At 48.5% G+C, this 14,541-nt stretch carries 19 protein-coding genes; 11 read left to right on the top strand and 8 right to left on the bottom strand.

What is annotated here, in order from left to right; translation table 11 throughout:
* Position 1 precedes the first annotated feature (1 nt).
* The 3 genes from AC5LIL_RS12590 to AC5LIL_RS12580 all read left to right on the top strand — a co-directional run bounded on the left by AC5LIL_RS12590 (position 2) and on the right by AC5LIL_RS12580 (position 2,639).
* Entirely contained in the window at positions 2-931 is a 930-nt protein-coding gene (locus tag AC5LIL_RS12590) for a carbohydrate ABC transporter permease (RefSeq protein ID WP_499824268.1), read from the top strand.
* 24 nt (positions 932-955) lie between these two features.
* A complete protein-coding gene (locus AC5LIL_RS12585; RefSeq protein ID WP_499824267.1) occupies positions 956-2,308 on the top strand; it encodes a GH1 family beta-glucosidase in 1,353 nt (450 codons plus the stop codon).
* 85 nt (positions 2,309-2,393) lie between these two features.
* Positions 2,394-2,639 carry a hypothetical protein gene (locus tag AC5LIL_RS12580; protein ID WP_499824266.1) on the top strand — a complete coding sequence of 82 codons (246 nt, stop codon included), beginning with the start codon at positions 2,394-2,396 and terminating at the stop codon, positions 2,637-2,639.
* A gap of 33 nt (positions 2,640-2,672) precedes the next feature.
* Here AC5LIL_RS12580 and AC5LIL_RS12575 read toward each other — a convergent pair whose 3' ends face one another.
* From AC5LIL_RS12575 to AC5LIL_RS12545, 7 genes are all read right to left on the bottom strand, one after another.
* Complete coding sequence (locus AC5LIL_RS12575) at positions 2,673-3,635, bottom strand: quinone oxidoreductase family protein (protein WP_499824265.1); 963 nt, start codon at positions 3,633-3,635, stop codon at positions 2,673-2,675.
* 101 nt (positions 3,636-3,736) lie between these two features.
* Positions 3,737-3,895: a hypothetical protein gene (locus AC5LIL_RS12570; RefSeq protein ID WP_214814679.1), complete on the bottom strand. Its 159-nt coding sequence runs from the start codon at positions 3,893-3,895 to the stop codon at positions 3,737-3,739.
* Positions 3,896-3,970: 75 nt separating this feature from the next.
* Entirely contained in the window at positions 3,971-5,299 is a 1,329-nt protein-coding gene (locus AC5LIL_RS12565) for a PTS sugar transporter subunit IIC (RefSeq protein ID WP_214748622.1), read from the bottom strand.
* A 12-nt stretch (positions 5,300-5,311) separates the two neighbouring features.
* On the bottom strand, positions 5,312-6,718 hold the full coding sequence (locus AC5LIL_RS12560) for a GH1 family beta-glucosidase (protein ID WP_214696901.1): 1,407 nt from the start codon (positions 6,716-6,718) through the stop codon (positions 5,312-5,314).
* A 15-nt stretch (positions 6,719-6,733) separates the two neighbouring features.
* The gene (locus AC5LIL_RS12555; RefSeq protein WP_015880671.1) at positions 6,734-7,042 is read right to left on the bottom strand and encodes a PTS sugar transporter subunit IIB; all 309 of its coding nucleotides are present in this window, start codon (positions 7,040-7,042) and stop codon (positions 6,734-6,736) included.
* Entirely contained in the window at positions 7,039-7,386 is a 348-nt protein-coding gene (locus AC5LIL_RS12550) for a PTS lactose/cellobiose transporter subunit IIA (RefSeq protein WP_214696899.1), read from the bottom strand. The genes AC5LIL_RS12555 and AC5LIL_RS12550 overlap by 4 nt, the downstream gene beginning before the upstream one ends.
* A 152-nt stretch (positions 7,387-7,538) precedes the next feature.
* Entirely contained in the window at positions 7,539-8,249 is a 711-nt protein-coding gene (locus AC5LIL_RS12545) for a GntR family transcriptional regulator (RefSeq protein ID WP_214696897.1), read from the bottom strand.
* A gap of 204 nt (positions 8,250-8,453) precedes the next feature.
* On the opposite strand from AC5LIL_RS12545, the gene AC5LIL_RS12540 reads away from it, so the two are divergent.
* From AC5LIL_RS12540 to AC5LIL_RS12510, 7 genes are read left to right on the top strand one after another with little or no spacing between them, the layout of a single operon-like run.
* Positions 8,454-8,897: a hypothetical protein gene (locus AC5LIL_RS12540; protein ID WP_499824264.1), complete on the top strand. Its 444-nt coding sequence runs from the start codon at positions 8,454-8,456 to the stop codon at positions 8,895-8,897.
* Entirely contained in the window at positions 8,897-9,325 is a 429-nt protein-coding gene (locus AC5LIL_RS12535) for a hypothetical protein (RefSeq protein WP_499824263.1), read from the top strand. Before AC5LIL_RS12540 ends, AC5LIL_RS12535 begins: the two co-directional genes overlap by 1 nt.
* Positions 9,326-9,775, top strand: a complete 450-nt coding sequence (locus AC5LIL_RS12530; RefSeq protein ID WP_499824262.1) for a hypothetical protein — start codon at positions 9,326-9,328, stop codon at positions 9,773-9,775.
* Entirely contained in the window at positions 9,759-10,229 is a 471-nt protein-coding gene (locus tag AC5LIL_RS12525) for a hypothetical protein (RefSeq protein WP_499824261.1), read from the top strand. Before AC5LIL_RS12530 ends, AC5LIL_RS12525 begins: the two co-directional genes overlap by 17 nt.
* Positions 10,208-10,726, top strand: coding sequence for a hypothetical protein (locus AC5LIL_RS12520; RefSeq protein WP_427373777.1), 519 nt, complete (start codon positions 10,208-10,210; stop codon positions 10,724-10,726). Before AC5LIL_RS12525 ends, AC5LIL_RS12520 begins: the two co-directional genes overlap by 22 nt.
* Positions 10,713-11,183 carry a hypothetical protein gene (locus AC5LIL_RS12515; protein ID WP_499824260.1) on the top strand — a complete coding sequence of 157 codons (471 nt, stop codon included), beginning with the start codon at positions 10,713-10,715 and terminating at the stop codon, positions 11,181-11,183. Before AC5LIL_RS12520 ends, AC5LIL_RS12515 begins: the two co-directional genes overlap by 14 nt.
* A 26-nt stretch (positions 11,184-11,209) precedes the next feature.
* On the top strand, positions 11,210-11,953 hold the full coding sequence (locus tag AC5LIL_RS12510) for an endonuclease/exonuclease/phosphatase family protein (RefSeq protein ID WP_499824259.1): 744 nt from the start codon (positions 11,210-11,212) through the stop codon (positions 11,951-11,953).
* A 29-nt stretch (positions 11,954-11,982) separates the two neighbouring features.
* Here the strand turns inward: AC5LIL_RS12510 and AC5LIL_RS12505 are convergent, their stop codons facing one another.
* Entirely contained in the window at positions 11,983-12,318 is a 336-nt protein-coding gene (locus AC5LIL_RS12505) for a hypothetical protein (protein WP_427373782.1), read from the bottom strand.
* A gap of 412 nt (positions 12,319-12,730) precedes the next feature.
* Here AC5LIL_RS12505 and glmS point away from each other — a divergent pair, with 412 nt between their 5' ends.
* Positions 12,731-14,527, top strand: coding sequence for a glutamine--fructose-6-phosphate transaminase (isomerizing) (gene glmS, locus AC5LIL_RS12500; protein WP_499824258.1), 1,797 nt, complete (start codon positions 12,731-12,733; stop codon positions 14,525-14,527).
* The last annotated feature ends 14 nt before the right edge of the window (positions 14,528-14,541 follow it).

The following is a 14,541-nucleotide window of genomic DNA, read 5'->3' as shown; positions in this document are numbered from 1 at the left end:
AATGGAACAAAATGCAGAATCGCGGCGTATGCTTCCAGATAGCGAAGCGCAGCCGAAACGAAAAGAGGAGCGCCCGTTAAAAGTAGCGCCTCCTTCAAAGAAAAAAACGAATAAACGATTCGTACGAGGCTTGATCTATGCAGTACTCATCCTCCTAGCAATCGTCTGCTTCATTCCGTTTCTCATGATGATCGTCAATGCGACACGGACGAATGGAGAAATCATGGCTGGGTTCTCACTAATTCCGGGAACAGCGCTCACAGAGAACTATGCGACGCTTAGTGAGTACATCAACATCTGGAACGGATTCAAGAACAGCTTGATTATCTCTGTATCGGTTACGGTACTGTCAGGTTACTTCTCAGCCCTTACGGCTTACGGATTCACGTTCTATAACTTCAAAGGGAAAAACGCGATGTTCATCTTCATGCTCGTCATGATGATGGTACCTGCACAACTTGGACTCATCGGATTCTATGAGATTTCGAAGACACTCGGTATTCTCGATACGTTCATTCCATTGATTGTCCCTGCGATTGCAACACCGTTCACGGTCTTCTTCATCCGCCAGTACACGCAAGCGACACTTCACATCAGCTTGATTGAAGCGGCACGGATTGACGGTGCGAGCGAGTTACGTATTTTCCATACAATCGCGCTCCCAATGATGATGCCAGCGATTGCGACGATGTCGATCTTCACGTTCATCGGCTCGTGGAACAACTACTTGATGCCACTTGTCCTCTTATTCTCTCCTGAGAAATACACGTTGCCTGTCTTGATGGGCTTCTTGAAAGGATCACAAGTCGCAGAAAACCTTGGCGCGCTTTACCTAGGAATCGCGATCTCGGTCGTACCGATCATGATTGCCTTCTTGTTCCTCTCGAAGTACATCGTCAGCAGTATTTCGGCAGGTGCTGTCAAAGAATAAATATAGAGAAAAGAGGAAAACACTATGCATTTTAAGAAAGACTTCGTATTCGGGACAGCCACGTCCTCATACCAAATTGAAGGCGCACACAATGAAGGGGGACGTACCCCTTCCATCTGGGATATGTTCTGTGACATCGACGGGCGCGTGTTTGAAAAGCATAACGGCGATGTCGCATGTGACCACTACCATCGTTACGAAGAAGACATCCAGCACATCAAAAAGCTAGGTGTCGATACGTATCGATTCTCCATCGCGTGGCCACGAATCTTCCCTGCCAAGGGAGAGTATAACCCAGAAGGTATGGCGTTCTACAAAAACTTGGCGCTGCGTCTCCGTGAAGAAGGAATCAAACCAGCCGTCACGATTTACCACTGGGACCTTCCAATGTGGGCTCATGAAGAAGGTGGCTGGGTCAACCGTGAGTCGGTTGACTGGTTCCTCGATTATGCGAAAGTCTGTTTTGAAGAGCTTGATGACATCGTCGACTCTTGGATCACCCACAATGAGCCTTGGTGTGCCGGCTTCCTCGGCTACCATGTCGGTGTTCACGCACCGGGTCATCGTGACATGAACGAAGCGGTACGCGCCGTGCACCACATCTTGTTGTCGCACGGAAAAGCGGTCGAATTGTTGAAGCGAGAGATGACATCCACGACACCGATTGGCATCACGCTCAACTTGTCACCGATGTACGCGAAGACGGATTCGGCGAATGACCGCCTTGCGATGAACAATGCCGACGGGTATTCGAATCGCTGGTTCCTCGATCCGGTCTTCAAAGGCCAGTATCCGGTCGACATGATGAACTTGTTCTCCAAATATGTGCATAACTTCGATTTCATCCAATCGGGTGATATGGAGACGATCTCGACAGCTTGCGATTTCTTCGGCATTAACTTCTACAGCCGTGGCATTGTCGAGTTCAACGCAGCAAATGATTTCTTGAAGGCAGACGCTTATTCGGACTATGAGAAGACGGGCATGGGCTGGGATATCGCCCCGAACGAATTCAAAGACCTGATCCGTCGTTTACGCGCCGAGTATACTGACCTTCCCATCTACATCACAGAGAACGGCGCCGCATTTGACGACGTGCTGGAAAATGGCGAAGTCCATGACGATAACCGGATCGACTACGTCCGCCAGCACCTCGAAGCCGTTTCTGACTTGAACGATGAAGGCATGAACATTCAAGGCTACTACCTCTGGTCACTCATGGATAACTTCGAATGGAGCTTCGGATACGAGAAGCGCTTCGGAATCCTCTATATCGACTTTGAGACACAAGAGCGTATCTGGAAAGATAGCGCGAAGTGGTATGCCGGTGTCATCGCCGACCATAAAGCCGAACACGCGGATAGCGTCGAGGCGTAACATGCATCCATCCCTGCCGCTACGGGGATGGATTTTTTGTGTGGAATCTTTTTATTATGGGAACGAGTAGAAGGGAGGGATGTTTATGAAGCGTGAATTTTCGATGTATGAAGTTACAGGCTATGACGACCAAGGGAAGATCAAGTTCGTTCATTTGAGAGAAGGGGAGTTCGTGTTGCCGGTTGAGATTAAAGGAGACGACTTACGAAAAATCAAGAAGATGATGGAACTCAACCCGGGCGTCACCGTGATTGTTCATGCAGCGATTGACCAGAGACGGATGCGACTGCTTGAGGTAGACGGATACTCACTCCGGAAAGAAGACATGTAAAAACGCCAACACCGAAAACGGGCTGGCGTTTGTTTATGGAATCAAGAGGATCTTCCCTTGGCTCTTCCGACTTTCTAAAAAGGCGTGGGCCGATGCCCCGTCTGACAAAGCGAACGTCGTCGGTGATGGAATGATGAGTGAACCGTCCTCAATCCAGCTGAACAATTCGTGTGACCGACGAATTCGCTCCTCTTTTGAGGTGAGAACGTTCCATAAGTCGCCACCTGTCAACGTCTTCGATGTGTCCATGAGCATACGCGGGTCGACCGGTTTTGGGTCGCCTCCGGCCATACCGTAGAAGACGACCGTCCCACCGATGCGCGTCGCTTCGAAGCTGTTTTCTAATGTCGCGCCGACCGAGTCATAAACGACATCGGCACCGTGACCGTCCATGGTGTTACGAATCTCTTCGACCCATGCTTCGTCGTAGCGATAGGCACGGGCACCATGAGCTTGGACAGTTGCCGCTTTTTCGGCTGTGGACGTGAGACCGATGGCCCGACCGCCGAGGCGCTGAATCATTTGCGTCAACAATTGACCGACGCCGCCAGCGGCCGCATGTACGACCGCGACATCATCAGGTTGAATCCGATAACTGTCGTGAACGAGGTAATGAGCCGTCAATCCTTGAAGCATGACAGATGCGGCCGTTTCAAATGAGATGGCATCTGGAAGGGGGATGGCCTTGTCGAGCGGAACGGCAACAAATTCTGCGTTGGCATGCGGAACATCCGCAAAGGCAATCCGGTCCCCGACTTGAAGCGATGTGACGTTCGCCCCGACCGCTTCGATGACGCCGGCTCCTTCATATCCGAGAATGTAGGGAGGTTCTCCGACGAGATGGTAGTTTCCTTTCCGGCGATACACATCGGCATAGTTCAATCCGATGGCTTTCGTCCGAACCAATACTTCATCGACTTGTGGCATCGGTGTCGGGACTTCTTCATATGTTAAAACATCAGGACCACCGAACCGATGGAAGACGAGTGCCTTCATGCTGATCACTTCCTTCGTTAGATTCACTCAAACTATAGCATACGTTGCTTGAATCACTTATAGAGATGCCCAAGACAAAGCCTGAGTCCAATTTGATGAACTCAGGCTTTCTTCGTCTCGATTTGCTTTCCTGCTTGATAGCCGGCCGCTAAAATGAATAAGATACCTACGATGAAAGGAATGACTGACTGAAAGGCAAGACCTGCTGCAAACGAGGATGAGGCAAATAGCGCGAACATGACGGTGACATTTCTTTTCATCCTACCCCAACTTTCCAATCTTTTCCTACATCATAACAGCCCTCCTCATTGCTGAGAAGGGCTGTCGTTTTTGTTTCAGGCTGACGCTTTATCTGCTTCTTCTTGTGCTTTCAATTCTTCACCATACGAAACGCGGTCTTGAATGCGAACGAATGGAAGGTAAACCGCAACGGCCATAGCAATCGTTGCAATCTGTAAGAGGGCAGCACGCCATCCACCGATCAAGAATCCAGAGATGACTGGAGGTGTCGTCCATGGTACTTGAAGGGCGTTGAACGGCTCGACCCAACCCCAAAGGATGGCAAAGTAAACCATGAATGAAGCGATAGCTGGCACGACAACGAATGGGACGAACATGATCGGGTTGAAGACGATTGGCATCCCGAAGATGACCGGCTCATTGATGTTGAAGATACTTGGCGCAAGTGATAACTTACCAAGCTGCTTCAAGTGTGCCGAACGTGCGACAATCAGTGTCGCGATGATGAAACCGATTGTGATCCCTGATCCACCGAGTTTCGTGAACACATCAAGGAACTGGATTGTAACGATTTTTGCGTTCTCACCAGCGACAAGCGTACCACCAGCATCGAGGATCGCTTGGTTTTGAAGCGCGTTCGCTGTGAGAAGAGGTCCCATGATTCCCATAAGGATTGCGGCACCGTGAATCCCACACCACCACATGACAGACATGAGCACCATGATGATAACGGCTCCAGCGAGTGTGTCAGTCAAGTTTTGAAGTGGTGCTTGAAGCACATCATAGATGACTTCTGTGAACGTACGCTCTGCAACCGCTTGGAAAATCGCAAACGTCGCAACGGCGAGTGAGATGATTGCCAAACCAGGAACAAGTGCAGAGAATGAGTTCGATACGCCTGGCGGTACACCGTCTGGCATTTTAATGCTGATCCCGCGTTTGATGAACTGCGAGTAGATGAATCCAACTGTCAATCCGACGATGATGGCAGCGAGGACACCTTGTCCACCTGTCCATACTTTTGGAATGACGCCACCGACGAATTCCCCAGATTCAGACAAGACAGAAGCTTGTGTGATGATGAGGAACGAGATGATCCCGAGAATACCAGCCGGTACCCCTTCAATCTTTTCGTTCTTGACGTACGAGTAAGCGATTCCAAAAACACCGATTAAAGCAAGAATGTCAAACGTCGCACCGACGACTTGCGTGAGCGGGAGTGACCAGTCTGCCCCGAATAGACCTGACATGAAGTCAGCCCAACCTGGAATCGGTAACGCCAGGATGAGAAGGAACAGCGACCCGATGATGGTCATCGGCATCGTGAGGATGAACCCGTCCTTAATCGCAAGGACGGGCTTGGCGTTCGCGAAGCGAACAAAAGCAGGGGTGAACTTTTCAAATACTCTTTCTAAGCGGCTCATAGGGGAACCTCCTTATAGGTCTTCAGCGCGCGTGGCGATGATCTCTTTATACCAGTGGAACGACTGTTTCTTCTTCCGTGCGAGACCGTTGTTGTGGTCAACGTAGATGAAGCCGTATTGTTTCTTATAACCGTTCAACCAACTGAGAAGGTCAATTGCAGACCAAGCGTAGTAACCGGCAACGTTAATGCCTTGTTGAACAGCGTGTTTGACTGCACGAAGGTGACCTTCGATGTACTCGATTCGTGGCGTGTCCATGATTTCACCGTCGACGATTGGGTCGACATCACCGAGACCGTTCTCTGTGATATAGATTTTGACGTCGCCGTAACGATCTTTCAACATATGCATCCCATCGAGGAACGCTTCCGGTGAGATTTCCCAATCCCATTTCGTGTACACTTTGTCGTCCATCTTGACTGTCTTGTAGACGCCATCGAATGATGGGTTACCAGGGCGACCTGTCGAGTTCTCACGTCCACCAGCCATGACGAGTGCTGAGTCATTTTTCATGACGCGCTGCGGGCTGTAGTAGTTGAGACCGATAAAGTCGTTCATCGGAGCGGTACGTTTCAAGACGTCGAGTTCTTCCTCTGTCATTTCAGGGAGAAGACCTTGTTCGTTCAGACCGTTCACGACGTACTCTGGATATTCACCTTTTAAGATCGGGTCGTAGAACCAATGTGTCGCATAAGCGTTCGCATGCATTTCGGCAAACTTGTTCTCTTCTGCGTCATCGATACTGAACGCCGGGTTGAACACGTGCGTGATCCCGATTTCGCCAGTGTGACCGTTTTGTTTGAAGAGCTCGACGGCACGGGCGTGAGCGACGAAGACGTTATGTGTCGTTTGGAAATAACCTTTGACGTCGCCTTCGATGCCTGGCGGGTGTGCGCCTGTTAAGTATCCAAGTGAGCAGAAGATGACCGCTTCGTTGAATGTGATCCAGTGGTTGACACGGTCACCGAACGATTGGAAGCAAGTATCTGCGAAACGGACGAATGCGTCAACCGTCTCTTTGTTCTTCCAGCCGCCTTTTTCTTCAAGTGCTTGTGGAAGGTCCCAATGGTAGAGTGTGACGAATGGGACGATGTCGTGTTTCAAACATTCGTCGATCAAGTTGTTGTAGAACTCAAGTCCTTTTTCGTTCACTTCACCCGTACCGTTCGGGAAGACGCGTGGCCATGAGATCGAGAAGCGATACGATTCGAGTCCCATCTCCGCCATGAGCGCGATGTCTTCTTTATAACGGTGGTAATGGTCGACTGCGACGTCGCCGTTTGTGTTTTCAAATGTCTTACCAGGAATTTTCGAGAAGACGTCCCAGTTCGAGAGACCTTTCCCGTCCTCGTTCCATGCGCCTTCGACCTGATAAGAGGCCGAAGCAGCGCCGAACAAGAAATCTTTAGGCATTTTCAAAGTCATCACCTCAGTTTATTTATTTACAAGTTTCAATGAGTGGTCTAATACTTTCGCACCGTTCATCATGCCGTAGTCGACTGTGTTGATGACATCGATTGGAACACCTTTTGGTTCGCAGATTTGCTTCCCTTTTGAAAGAAGGTACTTCACTTGTGGTCCGAGAAGTGCAACGTCGATGTTGTCAACGTACGTTTCCATCTCTGATTCTGGGTAAGCTGCGATTTCAGCTTCGATGCCACGTTCAGAGGCAACCGCTTTCATTTTTTCTACTAACATACTTGTTGACATACCTGCCGCACAGAAGAGTCCGATTTTAATCATTTTTGATCCATTCCTTTCAATTCGTTGATTTCGTTTTGCATGTTCATCATATATCCAAGCATTTCTTTAACGAGAATTGTGTTCATCAAGTGATCTTGCGCGTGCACCATGAGGACACCGACTGTTGCCGATTTACCTTGTGCTTCGAGCGTGACGAATTTCGTTTGAATCGCATGTGCTTCTTTTAATGTTGCGTCACCAGCAACGACTGCTGCCTCGGCTTCTTCTTTTTTTCCTTCTTGCATGAGGAGCATCGCTTGATGGTAGCTCGCTTTGGCGTCACCCGAGAGGGCGATGAGACCGAAAATATCTTCCGGTGAAATTTCGATTGTTTCAGAAACCATAGTATCTCTCCTTTTTGTATGGATAACTAAAATTCATAGGTACAAATATTTTCTACACGTTGATAGTAGCACGAAAGCGTTTTCGTGTAAACCCTTTCTTTTCGAAAAATTGCATAAAAAATGCGCACGAGAAAAGCATCTCTCGGGCGCGTTTAGGACTTGATGTTCGAGACTTTGAGCATTTTGACATGTTTAAAATGATGGATGGAACGAGAGACGTCGAAGATTTGACCATTTGTTAAATAGACGGTGTTGTCGACAATCAAGGCTGGGTCATTCTCGTTCAAGTCGAGCAGATCGGCGGACTCAGAATCTAAAAAGTCTGCGTAAATGACTCGGTCGGCGAATCCGATGGCAAGTTTTTGGTCACTTCGTAAATACGTATAAATCGACTTTTGAACGATGTTCTCGTCTAAGTAGATGACGAGCTCTTTTCGGAAGTATGAATCTTCCACCGAGAACGGGTGGTCATCGACGAGACGTAGACGCTTCACGAAGTAGACGGGTGTCCCGATCGGGCACTTCATACGTTCTGCGACTTCATCGTTTGCGACCGTCTGTTCGAAATGTAAGACGCGTGTCTCGACTTTTCGGCCACTGAAGTCACTCGTGAGACCTTGAAGTTTTTCAAGGTTGATGTAATCGCTATTGTAATGGTCGCGGACGAAGACGCCGCTCCCTTGAACTTGATAGACGTATCCTTTGTTGACGAGGATCTCGATTGCTTTTCGGACCGTATTGCGACTGACACCATATTTATTGGCGTACTCATCTTCGGTCAATAATTTATTCGTATGTTGGTAGACGTGATTGACAATGTCTGATTCAATCTGGCTCGCAACTTGCTTGTACTTCGGAGACATACAGTTCTACACCTTTCAAAAAAATTTGTGGGAATGAATTTGCTAACAGTATAGCAGATAACCTTTGTAAGCGGATACGTTTCATTCGTCAATTGTTGAAAAAAGTCGAACGATTCATTGCGGGAATATTCGGAAAATGTGAAACAATAATGGCATAGAGTACGTATAGAGGAGTATGCACAGGCAAGAAAGGAAGTGCTCTAGTTGACTGAGACACATTGGTATACGGAAGAAACCACATGGCGCAAGTCACACCTTCGGGTCGGTTATACATTGCTGGCGTTTATTGTACTTGCAATTATCCTATCGTTCTTCGGACGTTATGTCTGGCTGACCGTTCCGTTTGTTTTGATCGGAATCGCCATGATTGGATTAGATGTGAAAAAGTATCGGATGCGTCGTAAGCATATGGATAATCAAAATCTGATGCGATTACTGATATGGAACCTACTTTATGATTTGATCAGTTCGGGTGTCCTTATCTCACTCATTTCAGCTCTTCTCATCTTTCAATATGACAGTTTGGCGTTAGCGATAGGCCTTCTTGTATGGGGAGTGGTGAGCGATCAAGTGTCACGAACGTTTCAAAAGAAATTAAATGAACAGGTTCCATTATTAAACCAGTTGGACCAGGAACGACAAAAATGATGAATGAACGGATAACGCAAGAAAAAGCATGGAAACGTCTATTCGACCAATGGATCTTCGGCATATTTGGAACATTGGTGGTACTCATGGTTCCCATCAGTTTATGGACGGATGACCTTACATGGGGCGTGTTGTATATCGCCTGTACATTCATTCCGTTGAACATCTTATATGTGAAACGTTATCGGATGCGCCTGTCATTTCAACCAGAATTGAAAGGGTTATATCGTCGTCAACTTGTTCGGGACGGGATCAACAGTGTTGCCTTCTTTCTCGCATTGAATCATCAATTATTGTTCACATCAAACGTGGCGTATGTATGTGTCACGGTATTCATCGCAGGCGCGATGTTATGGACATGGAACGTGGAGACGCAGACAAAACGACAAGATGTAGAGTGTATCAACTTTAACAAGGAGGCGATATAAGTGGAGCAAGATGTAAAGTGGATGCAACGGATGCGAGGTTATGCCGTACCCGTCATGATTCTATATGTCACAGCCGTCATTGTCGCCCTCTTGTTAGAGAAAATGTGGCTCATTCCCATCATGGGGTCGGTTTCCGTGATTATCGTCGTGATGGGCTATCAAGAAATGCGCATCATGTGGCGAATGACCGAGCATCCAAAGGCGCATCGAATTCTCATTATTCAATACGTATTCGAATGGGTGGATGCGATTTTATTGACGACACTCATGGTGACCCTGCTGACCGCAGAAGATTTTGGTCTTATAATTGGTCTCTTTTTCGGGATATGGGGAGTACTTAGTCCGCTTCGGAAGAAGTGGTTCACAAATCAACTCCAACATATTGAACCAGGGCTTCCGACGTATGAAGAGGTGATTGAAGGGAAGGTCTCGCATGAATCGTCCATTTGAACTCACAGTAACGCATGCCAAACAGTTCGAGCGGTTCTTTGGTTGGCCCGTACTCGTCATTTTCTTGATTTCGTTCATCGTGATGTTGCGGACACAGGCGATGTGGGTCATCCCAGTCATGTTGGTCGTATCCATGGGCTTGGCTTATAAAGGATATATGGAATATCGAGTCATTCGCCATTTTGCCGAACATCAAGCGGTTGCTCGCGTGTTACGCTATCGACTCATTGATTGTTGGATTGATGCCATTTCTTTATTTGCGCTCTTCATCCCGATGTATGTAAACGAAGATGCCTTCATCCTGATTGGCGGGATCGTCGCCCTTTGGGGGTTGACGAAATCGTATCGAGAGAAGAAGTGGAAAGAGCGAATTCTTGGACATCAGTCTAGGCTACCGACGTATGAAGAAGTGTTGGAAGGAGGAGAGGACGTATGGAACTATCACCAAAAGTAAAAGCGCAAATCGACACGATTTTAAAAGTAGACCGTTGGACCGGATGGGGTGTTGGCATCATCGTCATCGGGCTCGTCGTCAGTTTTTTGATTTACGCCTCATATTGGACGCTTTCAGATGGGGTGATCACGGGATCGTTATATGTGGCACTTGCCGCAATTCTGACGAGTGTATTTATCCGATATCGGATGTGGCTACGTTTCGTGACGAATCAAAAGGCACGTAACCTCTTATCATTCAAAATGATGGCACACACGCTCGCCTTGACGGGGGTCGGGATTTACGGACTCTTTTACTTCACGAGTGAAGCGACAGGTCCACAATCGTTCCGTGTGTTCCTCCTTTCGCAGCTGACGTTTTTCGGGATTGAATATTTGGCGAAACGCTTTGACCGGGTCATTCAATCTTATGATGAGAACTATTTGACGGATCAAGATTTAAAAGAGATTCGTGAAGTCCGCGAATACGAGAAGGAGCAACGTCGTGAACAAACGTGATCAGATGAGAGAGCTTGTCACAGTGGAAACTGAAAAGAATGGAGTCTTCACTTTTCTGTCGTGGATGGTCTGTATATCGTTGTTTGTGGCGACTGAAAAAGGATGGGTGTCAGCAGGAACTGTTCTTTTGATTGGTCAATTTGCGGGATTATTTGCGATTAAAAAATCTTGGAGGAAAGAAACGATTCAATTGAAGTATTTAACGAATCGAGACGCCAAACGTCACATACACTTGATGTCGATTTTTAATTTTTTGACGTTCCCGATTTTGCTCATCCTTATGTTCGGATGGGTAACGAAACAAATTGAGACACCTTACTTTATTGGGTTGATGGTGACTGGAGGTGTCATATCCGTCATCGGTCATAAATGGTACGAGCGATATATGGTTCGTCTCGACGAGAACTATGTCACGGAACGAGAGTTAAAAGAAGAACAAAAATGGGGGGGCGCGTGACTCACTCGAGAAAGTAGGAAGATGAAGTGAGGATTGCGACATATAATATTTGGAATCATGACACGTCATGGCAAAAACGAATCGATGCGATTTGTCAAGAAGTGAAACGAATCGACGCGGACGTGATCGCACTACAAGAAGTCCGTTCTTATGAAAAAGGCAGTGTAGCTCATGACATTGCGGAAGCAACGGGTTATCCGTTCTGCGTCTTTCATGCTTACCCCGACTCCCCGGACGAAGGACTCGCTTTTTTGAGTAAAATTCCCTTGTCTTCAGTTGAAGCGATTTGGGAAGAAGATGTGGAAGAGTCAAATTTTTGTGCGACCCGAGTGACGCTTACGTTCGGCGGTCAGGAATGGGGACTCACGAACGTACATCTGAATTGGCGTTCCGTGTCGATTCGAGAACGTCAGATGGCAACGGTGCGAAGTTGGCTACACAAAGGACGTCAAAAATCGGTCGAGGTGTTATGTGGGGATTTCAATGACCATCCTCAATCCATTATCTATCATGACATATCGGATGCAGGGTGGCGGGACGTGACGACGTTTGTTGCGGAAGAGCCACGGGCGACGCTAGACGTAAAGCACAACCCGTACCTACAATCCTCTCATCTCGAGCAGTCTGAACGATACGATTGGATTTTGATCCGTTCCGAGTGGAAAGACGTTGAGGTTCAGCATATCGATGTATTCGGCGACATGCGAACGAGTAGGGATGTTGTACCGAGTGATCATTACGGTGTGATGGTCGACTTTACCGTGAAATAATGGGAGGATGTGCTGCGGCGCGTCCTTTTTTATTTGAACAGGCGAGCGATGAATCCTGCGCATGCTAGGAACGGTATGACGAAAAGGAGCCCGAGCCATTGATCGCGCCAAACAACAAACCAGAAAGCAGCTTGCAGACAAAGAATGCCAACTGCGGCAAATATCACGAATAAGAATGCTTTCTTACGGGTGGAGCGGTCGTCCCACCATTCTTTAAAGTAAGGAAAACTGCAGAAGAATGCCATGGCCATAAAGAAAATCGCAGGAAACAACATGACATCCCCTAACGTGCTATTCCCTTCAAATTCAAGCCACCTGGATAAGACAGATAACAGTATGCCAATTAACAGGAAGATGCCGCCCATGTGTTTTCCCTCATTTCTTTACTCGTTACTTGTATCATGCCCGTTCTCTCCCTAGTCGAAAACCTGAAGGAGTGATGGCTTTTTAGTGAAAGTGGTGACTTTTACATGAACGGTAAAAAAGTATTCGGCGACATTTTTTCGAATTGCTCTATCCAACACGGCTTGTACTCGATAGCATGAAAGCGTATCTGGAGAAACGGTTGGATATGAAACAGAAGCGCCAGAACTCTACGGAGTTGACGAGGACGAAGGTGATCGAGATTTCGGCGGATGCCTTCCAGTCGCGTGTCACGACTGAGAGGGTCTCGTTAAAGCGTTCGGGTGACCGGACGGACAAAGCGAGACTTGATGACATTACTCTAAAAAGCCCGTTTCCTTTTTCGAGAAATCGAAGAATAGAGGAGATTTGTTTATGTGTGGAATCGTAGGAATGATCGGACAAGTTGGAACGAAAGAGATTTTATTAAAAGGGCTTGAAAAGCTCGAGTATCGCGGCTACGACTCGGCAGGGATTGCCTTGGTCGGTGAGGACGTTCTTACATTCAAAGAAGTGGGACGAATCCAAGCACTCCGTGACATCGTACCGGCTGACGCTGAAGGAACCATCGGAATCGGTCACACGCGTTGGGCGACACACGGGGTACCGAGCGTACCGAACGCCCACCCGCACAAAAGTACGACAGGACGCTTCACGCTCGTGCATAACGGAGTGATCGAGAACGATGAACAATTGAAAGCCACACTTGATGTCCCGTTCCTTTCGGAGACGGACACGGAAGTCATCGTCCAGCTCATCGAGAAACACTTCGTCGAGCTCGGCGACGTCGAGGCGGCGTTCCGCAAGACGCTCTCGGACCTCCACGGTTCGTATGCGATCGCGATGATCGACTCAGAGGACAAAGAGCGCCTCTATATCGGGAAGAACAAGTCACCACTCCTCGTCGGACTCGGTGACGGCACGTTCAACGTCGTCGCATCAGACGCGATGGCGATGCTCCAGGTGACGGACCAGTACCTCGAACTCCACGATGGCGAGATCGTTATCCTTACACGTGAGTCGGCGACGATCAAGACGCTCGACGGCGACGTGCTCGAGCGTGCACCGTACACGGCCGAGATCGATGCGTCAGACATCGAGAAGGGCACGTACGCGCACTACATGTTGAAGGAGATGGACGAGCAACCGGCCGTCATCCGCAACATCATCCAGCATTACCAGAACGAGAACGGTGACATCGAACTCACGGACGGCGTGCGTGAACTCGTCTCGGAAGCGGACCGTGTCTATATCGTCGCATGTGGGACGAGCTATAACGCCGGACTCGTCGGAAAAGACATTTTAGAACGCATCGCCGGCATTCCGACAGAAGTGCACGTTTCTTCTGAATTTGGCTACAATATGCCGCTCTTAAGTGAACGTCCGTTGTTCGTCTTCTTATCACAATCCGGTGAGACGGCGGACAGCCGTGCCGTCCTCGTCGAAGTGAAGAAACGCGGATATAAAGCGCTCACTATGACGAATGTACCGGGTTCAACGCTCTCACGCGAAGCGAACGAGACGATGCTCCTCCACGCCGGACCGGAAATCGCCGTCGCGTCGACGAAAGCGTACACGGCACAGATTGCCGTCCTCGCGATTCTCGCATACGACATCGCTCGTGCGACAGGGAAAGAATTACCGTTCGACCTGATGCCGGAGCTTGCACGTGTTGCGACCATTATGGACTCCATCATGGCGCAAAAAGAGTTGTTCGAAGACCTCGCAGAACGTTATTTGAAAACGACACCGAACACGTTCTTCATCGGTCGTGGGCTTGACGCTTCTGTCTGTCTCGAAGGAGCGCTCAAAGTAAAAGAGATTTCGTATATCCAAGCGGAAGGATACCCAGGTGGGGAACTGAAGCACGGGTCGATCGCCTTGATTGAAGACGGAACACCGGTTATCGCGCTCATCTCGCAACCGAAGACGAACTTGAATATTCGTGGAAACGTTAAAGAGGTCGTTGCCCGTGGCGCGAACGCCTGTATCATTTCCATGCAAGGCGTCGAACATGAGAATGATGACTTCATCTTGCCGCACGTCGAGCCTCTCTTGGCACCGCTCATCAACGTATTGCCGGTTCAGTTGATGGCATATTACGCGGCGCTCGCTCGTGGATGTGACGTGGACAAGCCACGGAACTTGGCGAAATCGGTGACGGTCGAATAAACTGAACATAGTGT

Source organism: Exiguobacterium sp. RM11 (assembly GCF_059821525.1).
This window is presented reverse-complemented; position numbering and strand designations above follow the sequence as displayed.